The sequence below is a fragment of the Streptomyces sp. NPDC058678 genome (genome assembly GCF_042714835.1).
GTDB lineage: Bacteria > Actinomycetota > Actinomycetes > Streptomycetales > Streptomycetaceae > Streptomyces.
In genome coordinates, this window is record NZ_JBHXSG010000114.1 from 1 (window position 1) to 16,202 (window position 16,202).

Here is a 16,202-nt window from a genome sequence, read left to right on the forward strand (position 1 = left end):
GCACGCGACTGGGAAGCCGCCGACCGCGAGGGCCGCTCCCTGACCCCCCTGATCACCCAGCTCAACACGATCCGACGCGCACACCCCGCCCTGCGGCAGCTGCGGGATCTCCACTTCCACCACGCGGACCAGGAAGCGGTGATCGCGTACTCGAAGCGGAGCGGCTCGAACACGGTTCTGGTGGTCGCCAACCTCGACCCCCACCACACCCAGGAGGCCACGGTCTCGTTGGACATGCCGCAACTCGGCCTGGAATGGCACGAGTCGGTACCGGTGCGCGACGAGCTCACCGGTGAGACCTATCACTGGGGCAGGGCCAATTATGTGCGCCTCGAACCGGGCACCCGGCCCGCGCACATCTTTTCGGTTCTGCGACCGTCCACCCCGCAGATCGGAGGGTCACCCACCTAATGATCGTCAACGAGCCCGTCCACGACACCTTCGAGGACACTCCCGCCAAGGACCGGGATCCCGAGTGGTTCAAGCGCGCCGTCTTCTACGAGGTCCTGGTCCGCTCCTTCCAGGACAGCAACGGTGACGGCGTCGGCGACCTCAAGGGCCTGACCGCGAAACTCGACTACCTGCAGTGGCTGGGCGTCGACTGCCTGTGGCTGCCACCGTTCTTCAAGTCACCTCTCCGCGACGGCGGATACGACGTCTCGGACTACACCGCGGTCCTGCCGGAGTTCGGCGACCTCGCCGACTTCGTGGAGTTCGTCGACGCCACCCACCAGCGCGGCATGCGTGTGATCATCGACTTCGTCATGAACCACACCAGCGACCAGCACCCGTGGTTCCAGGAGTCCAGGAAGGACCCGGACGGCCCCTACGGCGACTACTACGTGTGGGCCGACGACGACAAGCAGTATCAGGACGCCCGGATCATCTTCGTCGACACCGAGGCCTCCAACTGGACCTTCGACCCGGTCCGCAAGCAGTACTACTGGCACCGCTTCTTCTCCCACCAGCCGGACCTCAACTACGAGAACCCGGCGGTGCAGGAGGAGATCATCTCCGCGCTGCGGTTCTGGCTGGACCTGGGCATCGACGGCTTCCGCCTCGACGCGGTGCCGTACCTGTACCAGGAGGAGGGCACCAACTGCGAGAACCTTCCGGCGACCCACGAGTTCCTCAAGCGGGTCCGCAAGGAGATCGACGCCTCCTACCCGGACACGGTGCTGCTGGCGGAGGCGAACCAGTGGCCGGAGGACGTCGTCGACTACTTCGGCGACTACCGAAGCGGCGGCGACGAATGCCACATGGCGTTCCACTTCCCGGTGATGCCGCGCATCTTCATGGCCGTCCGCAGGGAATCCAGGTACCCGGTCTCGGAGATCCTCGCCAAGACCCCGGCCATCCCGTCGAGCTGCCAGTGGGGCATCTTCCTGCGCAACCACGACGAGCTCACCCTCGAGATGGTCACCGACGAAGAGCGCGACTACATGTGGGCGGAGTACGCCAAGGATCCCCGCATGCGCGCCAACATCGGCATCCGGAGGCGGCTCGCCCCGCTGCTGGACAACGACCGCAACCAGATCGAGCTGTTCACCGCGCTGTTGCTGGCCCTCCCGGGCTCGCCGATCCTCTACTACGGCGACGAGATCGGCATGGGCGACAACATCTGGCTCGGCGACCGGGACGCCGTCCGCACGCCGATGCAGTGGACCCCGGACCGCAACGCGGGCTTCTCGTCCTGCGACCCGGGACGGCTCTACCTGCCCACGATCATGGACCCGGTCCACGGCTACCAGGTGACGAACGTCGAGGCGTCGATGGCGTCCCCGTCCTCGCTGCTGCACTGGACCCGCCGCATGATCGAGATCCGCAAGCAGAACCCCGCCTTCGGTCTGGGGTCCTACACGGAGCTCCCCTCCTCCAACCCGGCGGTGATCGCTTTCCTCCGGGAGTACGAGGACGACCTCGTCCTGTGCGTGAACAACTTCTCGCGGTTCGCGCAGCCGACGGAGCTGGATCTGAGCGCGTTCAACGGGCGGCATCCGGTCGAGCTGTTCGGTGGGGTCCGTTTTCCGGCCGTAGGTGATCTGCCGTACCTGTTGACTCTCGGCGGACACGGGTTCTACTGGTTCCGGCTCCGCAAGGACGCGGCATAGCCGCTCAGCGACCGGCTCGGCCCGGCCGAACCCCGGGCGGGTCGGTTTCCTCCGCCCCGCCCGGGGCACGCATCAGTAACACCCCGCCCACCCGGGGAAAGGACGCGACGCCATGTCGGAAGCCGTCACCCGTAACGCCACGACACATCCCGGCCTCCTTGCGTCACTGGACCCACTGCTGCGTGAGTGGCTGCCGCGGCAGCGCTGGTTCGCGGGCAAGGGCCGCCCGGTCACCGGGTTCTCCCTGGTCGCGGCCACCGAGCTGCTGCCGCCGACGGCGAAGCAGGGCCTCTACCACCTGCTGGTCCGCGCCCACCAGCCCCTCACGCTGGGCAGCCCGCCGCATCCCGGTGACTGCTACCAGCTCCTCATAGGCGCGCGCGAGGCGCTGCCGCCCCGGCTGGCGCCCGCGCTGATCGGCCACGTCGACGAGGGCCCGCTCGCCGGACACACGGTGTACGACGCCCTGCACGACCCCCGGCCCGCCGAACTGCTCCTGGAGGCCGTGCGCAGGCGGGCCCGCATCGGCGGCCTGCGCTTCGACCGGGACCCGCACCAGGAGATCCGGGACGGGCTCGTGCCCCGGGTGATGACCGCCGAGCAGTCGAACTCGTCGATCGTCTATGGAGATACGTTCATTCTGAAGTTGTTGCGCCGGATCGTGCCCGGCACCAACCCCGACCTGGAGCTGCCGCTGGCCCTCGCCCGGGAGGGCTGCCCCCGGGTGCCCGCGCCGACGGGATGGCTGCGGGCCGAGCTGGCCGGTGAGTCGTACGTCCTCGGCGTCCTCCAGCCCTTCGTGCAGGGCGCCTCCGACGGCTGGGAGCTCGCGCTGCGGGAGCTGGCCAAGAGCGAGGACTTCAGCGCGGAGGCGCGGTCGCTGGGGCGGGCCACCGCCGAGGTGCACACCGCGCTCGCCCGGGCGCTGCCCACGGCCACGCTCGGTCACAGCCAGGTCGAACCGCTGGTCGACGGCATGATCGAGCGCCTGGAGGCGGCCGCGCAGGCGGTGCCCGCGCTACGGCCGCACGCGCCCGGGCTGCGCACCGCGTTCACCGCGCTGGCCGACCTGGCCGCCGAGGGCCGTACCTGGACCGCGCAGCGCATCCACGGGGACCTGCACCTCGGCCAGTGCCTGCGCTCGCCCTCCGGCCAGTGGTCGCTGATCGACTTCGAGGGTGAGCCGTCGAAACCGCTCGCCGAACGCCGGATGCCACAGCCGCCGGCCCGGGACGTCGCGGGAATGCTCCGCTCCTTCGACTACGCGGCCCACTCCACCGACCAGCCGGTGCCGGGCTGGGCCGACGCGTGCCGGGCGGCGTACTGCTCCGGGTACGCGGAGGTCAGCGGCGTCGATCCGCGGACCGACCCGGTGCTGCTGCGCGCCTACGAGACGGACAAGGCGATCTACGAGGTCGTCTACGAGGCCCGTCACCGCCCCGACTGGCTCCCCGTGCCGATGGCGGCCATCAAGGGCTATGTGACATCCGACCTGATCTGACAGACCAGATCTGCCGACCAGACTTTTCGCCGAGGAGGCCCCGCCAGTGACCCCCCGCACCCCGTCCAGCGGTTCGGATCCGAAGAAGACCGCTGCGCAAACCGCGAAGAGTGTGAAGAAGGCCGCGGAGAAGGTGACCGCGCCCAAGGAAGCGGTGAAGAAGGCGGCGGCGAAGAAGACCACCGCCGAGAAGACGGTGACGAAGAAGACCGCGGCGAAGAAGGCGACTCCGACGGCCAAGAAGGTCACTGCCGAGAAGGTCACCGCGAAGAAGGCCGGCACGAAGAAGACCACCCCGGCGAAGACCACCGCGGCGAAGACCACCACCAAGAAAGCCACCGCGAAGAAGGCCACCGCGAAGAAGGCCGTCACCAAGAAGGCCGGCACGAAGAAGGTCACCACCCCGCTCACCGTTCCCCGCACGGAGGCACCCGTGGTCGTCTCCCCCGCCGTGGACGCCGGTGACCGCGAGCGCCTGCTCGCCGGCACCCACCACGCCCCGCACTCCGTGCTCGGCGCCCACCCGGTGCCCGGCGGGGTGGCCTTCCGTGCCTTCCGGCCTCACGCGCTGTCCGTCACGGTCGTCGCCGGGGACCTGCGGGCCGAACTGCACGACGACGCGGACGGGTTCTTCTCGGGCCTGCTGCCGCTGCGGGACGTCCCGGCGTACCGCCTCCTGGTGGCGTACGAGGGGACGGTCCAGGAGACCGAGGACGCGTACCGCTTCCTGCCCGCGCTCGGCGACCTCGACCTGCACCTGATCGGTGAGGGCCGGCACGAGCAGCTGTGGACGGCGCTCGGCGCCGAGCCGATGACCCACCAGGGTGTGGCCGGCACCCGCTTCACGGTGTGGGCGCCGAACGCGCGGGGCGTGCGGGTGGCCGGCACCTTCAACTTCTGGGACCCGGCCGCCTACCCGATGCGTTCGCTCGGCGGCACCGGCGTCTGGGAACTGTTCGTGCCCGGCATCGGCGAGGGCGAGCTGTACAAGTTCGAGCTCACCCGGCAGGACGGCTCCAGGACCCTGCGCGCCGACCCGCTGGCCCGCCGTACGGAGGTCCCGCCCGCCACCTCCTCCGTCGTGCACGCCTCGCACCACGAGTGGCACGACGAGGAGTGGCTGGCGCGCCGCGCGGACGCGCCCGCGCACGAGGCCCCGTTCTCGGTGTACGAGATCCATCTCGCGTCCTGGCGGCCAGGACTGACGTACCGTCAGCTTGCCGAGCAGCTACCGGCGTACGTCAAGGACCTCGGTTTCACCCACGTCGAGCTGATGCCGGTCGCCGAGCATCCCTTCGGCGGCTCCTGGGGCTACCAGGTCACCGGCTTCTACGCCCCCACCGCCCGCCTGGGCACACCCGACGACTTCAAGTACCTGGTCGACGCGCTGCACCAGGCCGGGATCGGCGTCCTGATGGACTGGGTGCCGGCGCACTTCCCGCGCGACGACTGGGCGCTGGCCGAGTTCGACGGACGTCCGCTGTACGAGCACGAGGATCCGCTGCGGGCCGCCCACCCCGACTGGGGCACCCTGGAGTTCGACTACGGCCGCCGCGAGGTGCGCAACTTCCTGGTCGCCAACGCCGTGTACTGGTGCGAGGAGTTCCACATCGACGGCCTCCGCGTGGACGCCGTCGCCTCGATGCTCTACCTCGACTACTCCCGCGAGCCGGGCCAGTGGACGCCGAACGAGCACGGCGGCCGGGAGAACCTGGACGCGGTGGCGTTCCTCCAGGAGATGAACGCGACCGTGTACCGGCGGGTGCCGGGCGTGGTGACGATCGCGGAGGAGTCCACGGCCTGGGACGGGGTCACGCGCGCCACCCACCACATGGGCCCGGGGGGCTTCGGCGGCCTCGGCTTCGGCCTGAAGTGGAACATGGGCTGGATGCACGACTCGCTGGACTACGTCAGCCACGAGCCCGTCCACCGCAAGTACCACCACGGCGAGATGACCTTCTCCATGGTGTACGCGTACAGCGAGAACTACGTCCTGCCCATCTCCCACGACGAGGTCGTGCACGGCAAGCGGTCCCTGGTCTCGAAGATGCCGGGCGACTGGTGGCAGCAACGCGCCAACCACCGCGCCTACCTCGGCTTCATGTGGTCCCACCCCGGCAAGCAACTCCTCTTCATGGGCCAGGAGTTCGCCCAGGGCGCCGAATGGTCCGAGGCCCACGGCCCCGACTGGTGGCTCCTCGACCCCGCGTACGGGGCGGAACCCGAGCACCGGGGCGTCCGCGACCTGGTCCGCGACCTCAACACCGTCTACCGCCACACCCCGGCGCTGTGGCAGCGGGACACCGACCCGGCCGGCTTCCAGTGGGTCGTCGGCGACGCGACCGAGGACAACGTCTTCGCGTTCCTGCGCTACGACGCGGAGGGCAACCCCCTGCTCGCGGTCTCCCACTTCTCCCCCGTCGTCCGCCACGACTACCGCCTCGGCGTCCCGGACGACGTCCCGGCCTGGTACGAGGCCCTCAACACGGACGCCGGTAGGTACGGCGGCAGCGACGTCACCAACGCCGACGCCGTCAAGCCGGAGGCCCAGGGCTGGCACGGCCGCCCGGCGAGCATCCGGCTGACGCTGCCGCCACTGTCGACGGTGTGGCTGCGGCCGGCCTGAGCCACGGGTGCCGAGACGTCCGGCTTCTCCCCAGGGAAGAAAAGAACCCGGACGTCTCGCCCCACCGAGCTACTCGCGGACGAGGATGTCTCCCGCCATCTCACCGCGCACCGGTCCTGTGCGAAAACCGGCGCTCTCCAGAATGGCGACTTGATGCCGGATCGATGTCACCCCGCTCATGACCGTCACCGCAGGTGGAATCCGGACGTCTCGTCCCACAGGATTCCGTTCCACTCCGGCAGGGCGTATGCCTGGATGAGGTCGTTCACCACGGGGTCGGTGACTCCGCTGAGGGTGGTGTTCAGCATCAGGTCCAAGCCCGTGACGTCGATCTCGCTGGAATGGGCGGCAGCGAGCTCGACGTAGAGCTGGGGGATCTCGCCGCCCACACTCACCTGCACGTACTGTTCCAGCTCCTTCTCGCCCGGACGGCGGATCCGGATGTCGGTGGCCGCCCAGCCGTCCCCCAGCGTGATCTCGCCGCGGGAAACGTCCGCGTCCTCCGCCTCGAGGAAGTTCAGCAGCTGGTCCAGTGCGACCAGCGCGGACCGGCCGCCGGAGCGGCCCAGAACACCGTACTCAAACGCCATGGTGACTCCTCGGACCAGTCATTCGTCGAACACGTACTGAATCTTGATGCCGAGGTTCTGTTTCAGCCAGGCATCCTTCTTCTCCTGCAGCGGATCCTTGCCGACGCCGCCCGACTTGGTCTCGATGTACCAGCTCACATCGCCGTTCGAGTCGAGCGTTCCGATGTCGTACCTCCGTTTGCCGTAGGGGGTGGGAAGCGTCAGGAGGTGCGGCTTCTCCGCTTCGGTCACGACACTCAGACCCCGCTGCCGCATCGAGTCGGCGATGTGGTCACGATAGGCGTCCCCGACGATCTGGTTCAGCGTCACCTGGCTGATGCCGAGCACCCGGCACAGGTTCTTGTCGTCGTTGTGGACCAGGACAGGAGTCCCACCTGCGAGCACGTAGTAGGTGTGGAGTTCGGTGACGGTGAGGTTGTACATCTCGGCCGCACCGGGCCGGGCGACGACATCGGCCACGACCACGTGCCGGTTGTCCGCGGTGATGAGGCTGTGTCCCGGAACCAGCCTTCCGGCCGCCACCCAGGCGTGCAGGGTGTCGTCCCAGAACGGATGGTTGGAGGTGGTGTGCAGGGTCCGCAACGTGGCGTGGCCCTCGCGGACATTCAGGTCCAGCAGGTCATGGTCACTGTGGACGAGCCGGGCCGCCACGGTCCGGGCGCCGCGGTGTCGCCCGGTCGCCGGATCCGCCGCCTCGACCTCGTCACCCGGGTCGGATCTTCCCGATGGGTTTGGTCTTCCCGCCCACGAGGAGTACCTCGGTCGACGGTGTGAAGCTGCAGGTCCGCTTGGCGTCCCGGCTGAGTGTGCGGATGGCTCTTTGCACAAACAACAGGCCAGAAGCAGGCGATCTGAGGGCGCGTCAGCCCTCCTTCTTACCTCCGTGCATCAGACGGCGCAGCACCGCCAGCAGTCCCCTGGCGTGGCCGTCCCCGCCGTGTGTGCCGTGGATGGAGGGCGTCGGTTCCGGGCGGGGTGACGGCAGTACACCGGCCGCCAACTCGTACCGGACCGGCAGCAACCGCAGCCCCCGGACCACCGGTCCCGACCGCCAGGGCAGCTGGTCCGGGGGGAGGGTCAGTTCGGCCTTGGCGAAGTGGTCGAAGACGCGTCCCACAGCCGTCGTCACGATCAGCCCGCCCAGCTCGCGTGCCGCGCTGGGGCACTGGTGCGGTCCGGCGCCCCACCCCAGGTGAGCCCGCGTGGAGACCGCGGGCCCGACCATGTGGGAGGAGCCGAGAGCCAACAGGTCCCGGTGAGCGGCCGCCGCGGACGGTGAGACCACGTCCCCCGCCCGCACCCAGAAGTTGCCCAGCCGGACATCCCGCGCGGCGAACCGGAAGCACATGTTCGCGACCGGTGGATTCGCCAGCGCCGCCCGGTTGACCGTTTCGCCCAGCTGCCCGGCGGACAGGCTGCGGCGGACCGTCGCGTTGCCGCGCAGCACCTCCAGCAGCACGTTGAGGACCATGTTGCCGGTGATGTCGTTCAGATAGACGGCGTTCATGAACAGCTCACGCCCGAGCTGTTCGTCGCTCGACTCCGGGTCGGCGAGCAGCATGTACGACGTGAGGTCGTCACCGGGGCGGGCGCGGCGGTGGGCGGCGAGGCGGGTCATCGCGGCGAGGGCGCGGCCCGTCGCGGGGCCCGCGTCCGGCCCGCCGTCCAGCATCCGCCACAGGTCCATGACGAGGTCGTCGCCGAGTTCGACGGGACAGCCGAACAGCTTGGTGGTGACCATGAGCAGCAGCGGCCGGGTGTACTGCGCCCCGAGGTCGGCGAAGCCCGACGAGCCGGACTCCGCCGCCAGCATCTGGACGAGCTCGTCGGCGTAACGCGCGACCGCGGCCCGCAACTCCCAGCCCTCGGGGCTGCGGGCGTCCTGGAAGGGGCCGAGGGCCGAGTGGTGGGTGCGGCGGGCCGCCCGGTGCTCCTCGTCGTCCATGAACATCATCTGCCGCACCTCGTAGCCCGCGAGCAGCGGCCACTCGCGCGGCAGCCGCCCCTCGGCCCGGGCCCGCCAGTACCGGACGTCCCGCCGCCACTGGCTCTCGTTCCTCAGCACCTCCATGACTTCGGGATAGCCGAGAGCCAGCCACACCGGTACGCCCGCCAGACCGACCGGCGCGACCGGCCCATACGTGCGCCGCAGCCGCTCGTACACCGCACCGGGGTCGGCGTCGAACTCGGAGGTGAGCAGCGGCTCGACGGGCAGCGCCGCGAGGGTGGGGCTGCCGGCCGGTGCGGTGGGGTGGGGCTGAGCTTCCATACCGCCACGCATACCGCACCGGCCGTGCACGTGCAGTGACCACGTCACGAACTGTTACGGCTCCTCTACGAATCCGGTGTCCGGGAACCCGTTTTTACCCGAGTGCCGCGGCCAGCGGCCCCGTCAGCTTCCCGGTGTGCAGCACCCCGAGCCGCTGGGTCGCCCGGGTCAGTGCCACGTACAGGTCGCTCGTGCCGTACCGCGCCGGCTCGACCACCAGCACCGAGTCGAACTCCAGACCCTTCGACTGGCGGGGGTCGAGCAGTACGACGGTCCGGGTCAGGTCGGGCTCCGCGCCGGCCGTCACTCCGTCCAGCCGGGCGGCCAGCCCCCGGTGCAGGTCGCGCGGGGCGATGACCGCGAGGCGGCCCTCGGCCGGGGTCAGTTCCCCGACCGCCTTGGCCACGGCTCCGGGCAGGTCGTCGGTGGCGCGCACCCACGGCCGTACCCCCGTCGACCGCACCGAACTCGGCGGCTCGAAGCCGGGGTGCTCGGCGCGTACGACGGCCGCCGCGACGTCCATGATCTCGGCCGGGGTGCGGTAGTTGACGCCGAGGCGGGTGTGCTCCCAGCGGTCCTCGACGTACGGTTCCAGGATCCCGGCCCAGGAACCGACACCGCCCGCCTCCGACGTCTGGGCCGGGTCGCCGACCAGGGTCATGGAGCGGGTCGGGCTGCGCCGCATGAGCAGCCGCCAGGCCATCGGCGACAGCTCCTGCGCCTCGTCGACGATGATGTGCCCGAACGCCCAGGTGCGGTCGGCCGCCGCGCGCTCGGCGGCGCTGCGGTGGTCGTCCTGCTCGTGGCGTTCGGCGAAGCGCTCCGCGTCGATGATGTCGTGCGCGGACAGGACCTCGGAGTCCTCCTCGTCCTTGTCCTCGAACTCGTAGGTGCGAGAGGCGTACGAGACGTCCAACACGCCCTGCGCGTAGGCGACCTGGTTCTCCCGCTCCCGTTCCGCGCGCGCCCGCGCCACCCGGTCGTCCTCGCCGAGCAGTTCCGCCGCCTCGTCGAGCAGCGGTACGTCCGCCACGGTCCACGCCCGTGTCACCGGGCGGCGGACGGCGGCGGCGTCCTCGTCGGCGAGGTACCCCTCGGGTGCCGCCAGGAAGTCCGCGACCAGGCGGCGCGGGGTCACCCTCGGCCACAACCGGTCGATCGCCGACCAGACTTCGGGGTTCTCGGCGAGTTCGTCGCGGATCTGGGTGATGTCGCTCGGGTCCAGCAGGTTGGAGCCGTCGTACGGGTCCGTGCCGATGCGCTCGGCGACCATGTCCGTGAGGGTGTTGAGGATGTGGCCCTCGAAGTGCTCGCGGGCCGCGTTGTGCTGGAGTCCGGCGGCCCGGGTGCGCTCGCGGGCCATGTTCACGAGGTCGTCGTCCAGCATCAGGATCTCGCGGTCGTGCTCGATCGCGATCACCGGGTCGGGCAGCGCCTGGCGGTCGCGTACGACGGCGGCGAGGACGTCCGCCATGTCGGCGCGGCCCTTCACGGCGGCCGCCTCGGGCGTGTCGGTCGCCCGCGCCTTCACGCCGGGGAACAGCTCGCCGACCGTCGCCAGCAGGACGCCGGTCTCGCCGAGTGAGGGCAGGACCTCGCCGATGTAACCGAGGAAGGCCGGGTTGGGGCCGACGATGAGGACGGCCCGCTTGGCGAGCAGTTCCCGGTGTTCGTAGAGGAGATAGGCGGCCCGGTGCAGGGCGACCGCCGTCTTGCCGGTGCCGGGGCCGCCCTCCACGACCAGCACGCCTCGGTGGGGCGCGCGGATGATCTCGTCCTGCTCGGCCTGGATGGTCTGCACGATGTCGCTCATCCGGCCGGTGCGCGCGGAGTTGAGCGCGGCGAGCAGCACGGCGTCACCGCTCGGGTCCTCGTGGCCGGTGCGGGTGGCGTCGCCGAGGTCGAGGATCTCGTCGTGCAGGGCGGTGACCCGGCGGCCCTCGGTCGTGAGGTGCCGGCGCCTGCGCAGACCCATCGGGGTGTGGCCGGTGGCCAGGTAGAAGGGGCGGGCGACGTCGGCCCGCCAGTCGATCAGGATCGGCGTGCGTTCGGCGTCGTCGGTGCGCAGGCCGATCCGGCCGATGTGGTGGCTGACGCCCGAGGTGAGGTCGATCCGGCCGAAGCAGAGCGAACCGTCCACCGCGTTCAGCGCGGCCAGCAGCCCCGAGCGCTCGGCGACCAGGATGTCCCGTTCGAGGCGGGCCTGCATGGGCGTGTTGCCCTGGGCGAGCGCGTCCGTGACGGAGCCCTCGGTGTCGCCGCGCAGGGCGTCGACGCGCACGTACAGCCCGTCGATGAATTGCTGTTCCTGCCGCAATTCAGTGTCTTCACTGTTGGGAAAACCGGTGTTTGACAATTCCGCTCCCGCCCGGATATACTGTGTTCACTGAACTTCATTGCGACTTAATTGTTCCGAAGTCGCGAACCATTCAATATACGCAAAGAAATCCCCCGAGCGCAATTGCTCGGGGGATTTCTTCACGCATGGGCGGCTCAGAGCACGTCGGACAGCTCTTCCAGCAGGCGCCGCTTGGGCCGGGCCCCCACCATCGCCTTCACGGGCTCGCCGCCCCGGAACACCATGAAGGTCGGCATCGACAGCACCTTGTACGCGTTGGTGGTCTCCGGGTTGTGGTCCACGTCCAGCTGGACCACCTTGAGCCGCTCCCCCTCCTCCGCGGCGAGGGCGCTGAGCACCGGCCCCATCTGCCGGCACGGCGGGCACCAGTCGGCGGTGAACTCCACCAGCACCGGCAGCTCCGCCCCGATCACCTCCGCCGCGAAGTCCGCGTCCGTCACCTCGGTCACACCCGCCGCCTTGATCACTTGAGGTCCCTCCCCAGCTCGCACACCGGCTCCGGACCGCCCGGAACCTCCGCCTCGGCCGCCAGCTCGTCCCGCGCCCGCTCGGCCCTCTCCAACTGCGCCCCGACCTGAGTGCGCACGGCCTGCAGCTCGCCGATCAGGTCGTCGAGCTCCGACAGCTTGCGCCGGTAGACCGCGAGCGACGCCGGGCACGAGTCGCCCTCCGGGTGCCCGGCCCGCAGGCACTCCACGAACGGCCGTGTCTCCTCCAGGTCGAAGCCGAAGTCCTGCAGCGTCCTGATCTGCCTCAGCAGCCTCAGGTCGTTCTCGTCGTACGTCCGGTATCCGTTGCCGCCCCGCCGCGCGGGCAGCAGCCCGCGCGACTCGTAGTAGCGCAGCGTCCGGGTCGTGGTTCCGGCCCGCGCGGCCAGCTCGCCGATTCGCATGTGGACGAACGTAAGCCTTGACGCCGACGTCAAGGCAACAGCGGTTTGCGCTCCACCGGCGAGGTCAGCACGATCGACGTCGTCGTGCGCCCCAGGGCGGAGATCCCTTCGAGGACCTCCTCCAGGTGGACGGTGTCCCGGACGGCGACCTTGAGGAACCAGCAGTCCTCGCCGACCACGTGGTGCACCTCGATGATCTCGGGACGCTCCATCAGTTCCAGGGTCCTGGGGTGCTTCAGGGTGTACCCGCCGTGCGGGTCGACCCGGACGAACGCCTGGATGCCGTAACCCAGCCGGGCCGGGACGACATGGGCGCCGTAACCGCTGATCACTCCCGCGGCCTCCAGCCGCCGCACCCGCTCGGTGACCGCCGCCGGGCTCAGGCGGACCCGGCGGCCCAGCTCGCTGAGCTTGATCCGGCCGTCGCTCTGCAGGAGCTCCAGGATCTGCCGGTCCAGCGCGTCGAAGGCCACCGACGTTTCGTCGGCGGCGGCGCGCAGATGCCGTGGTTCTTTCGGTGCGGCGGCCGGAACTCCCATGGTTCCCCCTTCAGTACATGCGTGTACGCCGGGAGAATTATGGTCATGGAAAAGGCACGAGAGGTATTGGTCATCGGCGGCAACCGCTATTTCGGCAAGCGGCTGATCGCACGTCTGCTGGCCGCCGGAGACCGGGTCACGGTCCTCAACCGCGGCTCTTCCCCTCCTCCTCCCGGAGCGATTCATCTGGTCGCCGACCGCGATGACGAGATATCCCTCACCGAGGCACTCGGTTCCCGCACCTTCGACGTCGTCGTCGACCAGGTCTGCTACACCCCGCGCCAGGCGGCGACCGCCCGCCGGGTCTTCACCGGCCGGACCGGGCGCTATGTGATGACCTCGACGGTCGAGGTGTACGAGTACGAGGACTCGGCCGCGCTCGTGGGCGAGGAGGCCGTCGACCCGCTGACCGTCCCCGTCGACCTGGAACTCCCCTGGGAGGACCCGGAGTTCCAGGAAGCCCACTACGGCGAGGGCAAGCGGCAGGCGGAGGCGGTCTTCGCGGCCGGCCCGGACTTCCCGTACGCGTCCGTGCGCGTGGCCCATGTGCTGGGCGGTGCCGACGACTTCACCGGACGGCTCCAGCACTACGCCGACCGTATCCGCACCGGCGAGCCGATCGCCGTGCCGGTCGTGAACCGGCCCGCCACCTACGTCCATGTCGAGGAGATCGCCGACTTCCTGGCCTGGGCGGCGGGCGCGGACTTCACCGGGCCCGTCAACGCGGCCTCCGACGGCGTGCTGACCACCGAGGAGCTGTGCGAGGCGGTGGCCGCGCACTTCCCGGACGGGAAGACGGTCCTGCACCCCGTCGAGGTCGGCGAGGTCTCCCCGTTCTCCTTCGCCCGCTCCTACGGCATGGACAACTCCCGGGCCGCCCGGCTCGGTTTCACCTTCGGCGACGTACGGCGGTGGCTGCCGCGGGCCGTGGCCGACACCCTCGGAAAGGGCGGCAACTGACATGCGGTACCGCACACTTGGCGACCTGCGCGTGAGCGCCGTCGGGCTGGGCGCGATGCCCCTGTCCATCGAGGGCCACCCGGACGAGTCGCGCGCCCTGGCCACCGTGCACGCGGCGCTCGACGCGGGCGTGACCCTCCTGGACACGGCGGACTCCTACCACCTGCCCGGCGCGGCACCCGGCCACAACGAACTGCTGGTCGCTCGCGCACTCGCCACGTACGGCGGTGACACGGCCGGCGTGCTGGTGGCCACGAAGGGCGGCCGGGGCAGACCATCCCCCAGGGCATCGAAGCCAGGGGGGACCCCCATCGGCACGTGGACGGTGACGGGCGGCGCACGGCATCTGAAGTCGGCCGCGGAGGCCTCCCTCAAGCGGCTCGGCGTGGACGCGATCGGCCTCTACCAGCTGCACAAGCCCGACCCGGCGGTGCCCTTCGAGGAGTCGGTCGGCGCACTGCGCGAACTGCTCGACGAGGGCAAGATCCGGCTGGCCGGGGTGTCCAACACGGACGTCGGGCAGATCCGGGCGGCCCGCGAGATCCTCGGCGACCGGCTGGTCGCGGTGCAGAACCAGTACTCGCCGGCCGTACGGGACAGCGAGGCGGAGCTCGCGCTCTGCGCGGAGCTGGGGCTGGCGTTCCTGCCGTGGAGCCCGCTCGGCGGCATCTCGCGCAGCTCGCTGGACGGGCCGTCGCAGGTCGAGGGCTCCCGGCGTTTCGGCGCCTTCCACGACGTGGCCGCCGAGCGCCGGGTCAGTCCCCAACAGGTCTGCCTGGCCTGGATGCTGGCGAAGTCACCGGTCGTGATCCCGATCCCGGGAGCGAGCCGTCCGGAGACGATCCGGGACTCGGCGGCCGCGGCGGACCTCGTGCTGGACGCGGCGGAACTGACCCGCCTGGACGAGGCCGCCCGCCGCCCGTAGCGGCTCAGCGCGGAGGGCCCGGTCCCCTGCCCGCCCCCGTGCCCGGTCCCCTGCCGCCTCCGTACGTCCGCCCGTGTCCGCGACGGCTTCCAGGTGGGGTGGGCTCCGGGCGGGTCAACGGAATAGAGGGAGACGCCCGCGGGACTCCCCCACAGGGCCGGTTCAGCGCAGGCCCTCCACACCGGCCAGCTCGCACCACTCCCGCGCGGCCTGCGAGCGCCCGGTCAGCAGCAGGAGCAGTGCGGCGATCGGGCCGCGGACCTCCTCGCCCTCCCCGCGCGTCCACCCGATGTCGGTGGCGACGAGCCGTGCCTTCGGCAGCGGCCACGGGCGGGGCGGCACGCGCATGGTCCACACTCGGTCGGCGGCGTCACGGGCGGCCGCCGGGGGCATCTCGCGCCGGCGGCCGAGGGCCAGGGCGATGTCCTGGCCGTGCACGAGGAGGTCGAGGAGCGGCTCGCGGGACGAGGTGGTCGGCGCGAGGCGGCGGGAGCCGACGATCGCGCGGAGGTTGGCGACGATCTCGGCGACGGGCCGCTCGGCCTCACGGACCGCCGAGTCGTGGATCATCCGGTCGAAGTCGCCCCGGGCGTGCACGAACTCGCGCAGGACGGCCCGGTAGCTGTACCGCGCCGCGACGGTCAGGTGCGCGGCGACGTCCCTCACCCGCCAGTCCCCGCACCGCGTGGGCGTCTCCCACTCCTCGGGGCTCAGCCCCTCCAGCAGGGCGGCCAGGCTGGTCCGCTCCCGGTCGACGATCTGCCAGCGCTCGTCGGTTCCCAACACTGCAGCACTCATGGGCATCACTCACTCAAGCGGTAAGCTTCTCTGACCAAATTAGTCAGAGACTCTGACCAAAGTCAAGCAGTGTGCGGGAGGCGTGGGCCATGGTGGTGGAGAGCGAGCTCAACACGGGCGTGCTCCTGTTCCTTCCTTACCGGGCCATGGAGAACCGGGTCTTCAGCGCGCTCGCCGAGGCCGGCTTCGACGACTTCACGCCCGCCCAGGCCCGGGTCATGCAGCGCATCGGCCCGAACGGCACGCGGCTGACCGAGCTGGCCGAGCAGGCCCAGATCACCAAACAGACCGCGGGCTTCCTCGTCGACCAGCTGGAGAAGGCGGGTTACGTCACCCGCGTGCCGGACCCCACGGACAAGCGGGCCCGGCTGGTGTGCGGGGCGGCGAAGGCGTGGGCGGCCAAGGAGGTCGCGGACGCCGTGGTCGCCGAGGTCGAGCGGGAGTGGGAGGCACACCTCGGCAAGCGCCGTATGAAGCAGCTGCGGGAGGCGTTGACGGTGTTGCGGGAGGTCACGGATCCGTGGGCGTGATGGCGCGCTCGGTTCCGGTGATCCAGGGGCCCCGGCTCGGCTGCCGCCCATGACAGCGGAAGAGGCGGGTCCGCCTGCCGTGGTCGTCCTACTGACCACGGC

General features: G+C 70.5%; 15 protein-coding genes. 7 read left to right on the forward strand and 8 right to left on the reverse strand.

All coding sequences use genetic code 11. The features are described 5' to 3' along the window. The 4 genes from ACFWWR_RS46170 to glgB form a co-directional block, all read left to right on the forward strand. The coding region (locus ACFWWR_RS46170; protein ID WP_384310344.1) for an alpha-glucosidase C-terminal domain-containing protein at positions 1 to 411 on the forward strand (411 nt) is incomplete at its 5' end. Next, complete coding sequence (gene treS, locus ACFWWR_RS46175) at positions 411 to 2,111, forward strand: maltose alpha-D-glucosyltransferase (protein ID WP_383877536.1); 1,701 nt, start codon at positions 411 to 413, stop codon at positions 2,109 to 2,111. The genes ACFWWR_RS46170 and treS, both read left to right, overlap by 1 nt. A gap of 112 nt (positions 2,112 to 2,223) precedes the next feature. Next, the gene (locus ACFWWR_RS46180; protein WP_383877538.1) at positions 2,224 to 3,612 is read left to right on the forward strand and encodes a phosphotransferase; all 1,389 of its coding nucleotides are present in this window, start codon (positions 2,224 to 2,226) and stop codon (positions 3,610 to 3,612) included. A gap of 46 nt (positions 3,613 to 3,658) precedes the next feature. Beyond that, entirely contained in the window at positions 3,659 to 6,238 is a 2,580-nt protein-coding gene (gene glgB, locus ACFWWR_RS46185) for a 1,4-alpha-glucan branching enzyme (protein ID WP_384310346.1), read from the forward strand. Between the two features lie 185 nt (positions 6,239 to 6,423). Here glgB and ACFWWR_RS46190 read toward each other — a convergent pair whose 3' ends face one another. The 7 genes from ACFWWR_RS46190 to ACFWWR_RS46220 all read right to left on the reverse strand — a co-directional run bounded on the left by ACFWWR_RS46190 (position 6,424) and on the right by ACFWWR_RS46220 (position 12,887). Next, on the reverse strand, positions 6,424 to 6,828 hold the full coding sequence (locus ACFWWR_RS46190; protein WP_384310349.1) for a hypothetical protein: 405 nt from the start codon (positions 6,826 to 6,828) through the stop codon (positions 6,424 to 6,426). An 18-nt stretch (positions 6,829 to 6,846) separates the two neighbouring features. Continuing rightward, positions 6,847 to 7,479, reverse strand: coding sequence for a polymorphic toxin-type HINT domain-containing protein (locus tag ACFWWR_RS46195; RefSeq protein ID WP_384310351.1), 633 nt, complete (start codon positions 7,477 to 7,479; stop codon positions 6,847 to 6,849). A gap of 211 nt (positions 7,480 to 7,690) precedes the next feature. After that, the gene (locus ACFWWR_RS46200; RefSeq protein ID WP_384310354.1) at positions 7,691 to 9,097 is read right to left on the reverse strand and encodes a cytochrome; all 1,407 of its coding nucleotides are present in this window, start codon (positions 9,095 to 9,097) and stop codon (positions 7,691 to 7,693) included. Between the two features lie 94 nt (positions 9,098 to 9,191). Continuing rightward, complete coding sequence (locus ACFWWR_RS46205; RefSeq protein WP_383877546.1) at positions 9,192 to 11,414, reverse strand: HelD family protein; 2,223 nt, start codon at positions 11,412 to 11,414, stop codon at positions 9,192 to 9,194. A 176-nt stretch (positions 11,415 to 11,590) separates the two neighbouring features. After that, positions 11,591 to 11,905 carry a thioredoxin family protein gene (locus ACFWWR_RS46210; protein ID WP_383877555.1) on the reverse strand — a complete coding sequence of 105 codons (315 nt, stop codon included), beginning with the start codon at positions 11,903 to 11,905 and terminating at the stop codon, positions 11,591 to 11,593. A gap of 14 nt (positions 11,906 to 11,919) precedes the next feature. Then, on the reverse strand, positions 11,920 to 12,348 hold the full coding sequence (locus tag ACFWWR_RS46215) for a MerR family transcriptional regulator (RefSeq protein WP_383877547.1): 429 nt from the start codon (positions 12,346 to 12,348) through the stop codon (positions 11,920 to 11,922). A 29-nt stretch (positions 12,349 to 12,377) separates the two neighbouring features. Beyond that, on the reverse strand, positions 12,378 to 12,887 hold the full coding sequence (locus ACFWWR_RS46220) for an Lrp/AsnC family transcriptional regulator (protein ID WP_384310356.1): 510 nt from the start codon (positions 12,885 to 12,887) through the stop codon (positions 12,378 to 12,380). A gap of 45 nt (positions 12,888 to 12,932) precedes the next feature. Between ACFWWR_RS46220 and ACFWWR_RS46225 the strand changes: the two genes are divergently transcribed. Continuing rightward, the gene (locus tag ACFWWR_RS46225) at positions 12,933 to 13,847 is read left to right on the forward strand and encodes an NAD-dependent epimerase/dehydratase family protein (RefSeq protein WP_384310359.1); all 915 of its coding nucleotides are present in this window, start codon (positions 12,933 to 12,935) and stop codon (positions 13,845 to 13,847) included. Between the two features lies 1 nt (position 13,848). Beyond that, positions 13,849 to 14,772 carry an aldo/keto reductase gene (locus ACFWWR_RS46230; RefSeq protein WP_383877551.1) on the forward strand — a complete coding sequence of 308 codons (924 nt, stop codon included), beginning with the start codon at positions 13,849 to 13,851 and terminating at the stop codon, positions 14,770 to 14,772. Positions 14,773 to 14,934: 162 nt separating this feature from the next. Here ACFWWR_RS46230 and ACFWWR_RS46235 read toward each other — a convergent pair whose 3' ends face one another. Continuing rightward, positions 14,935 to 15,570 (reverse strand): maleylpyruvate isomerase family mycothiol-dependent enzyme, encoded by a 636-nt coding sequence (locus ACFWWR_RS46235; protein ID WP_383877553.1) that lies wholly within the window; start codon positions 15,568 to 15,570, stop codon positions 14,935 to 14,937. A gap of 89 nt (positions 15,571 to 15,659) precedes the next feature. Here ACFWWR_RS46235 and ACFWWR_RS46240 point away from each other — a divergent pair, with 89 nt between their 5' ends. Further along, entirely contained in the window at positions 15,660 to 16,100 is a 441-nt protein-coding gene (locus tag ACFWWR_RS46240; RefSeq protein WP_383877556.1) for a MarR family winged helix-turn-helix transcriptional regulator, read from the forward strand. Positions 16,101 to 16,202: the final 102 nt, after the last annotated feature.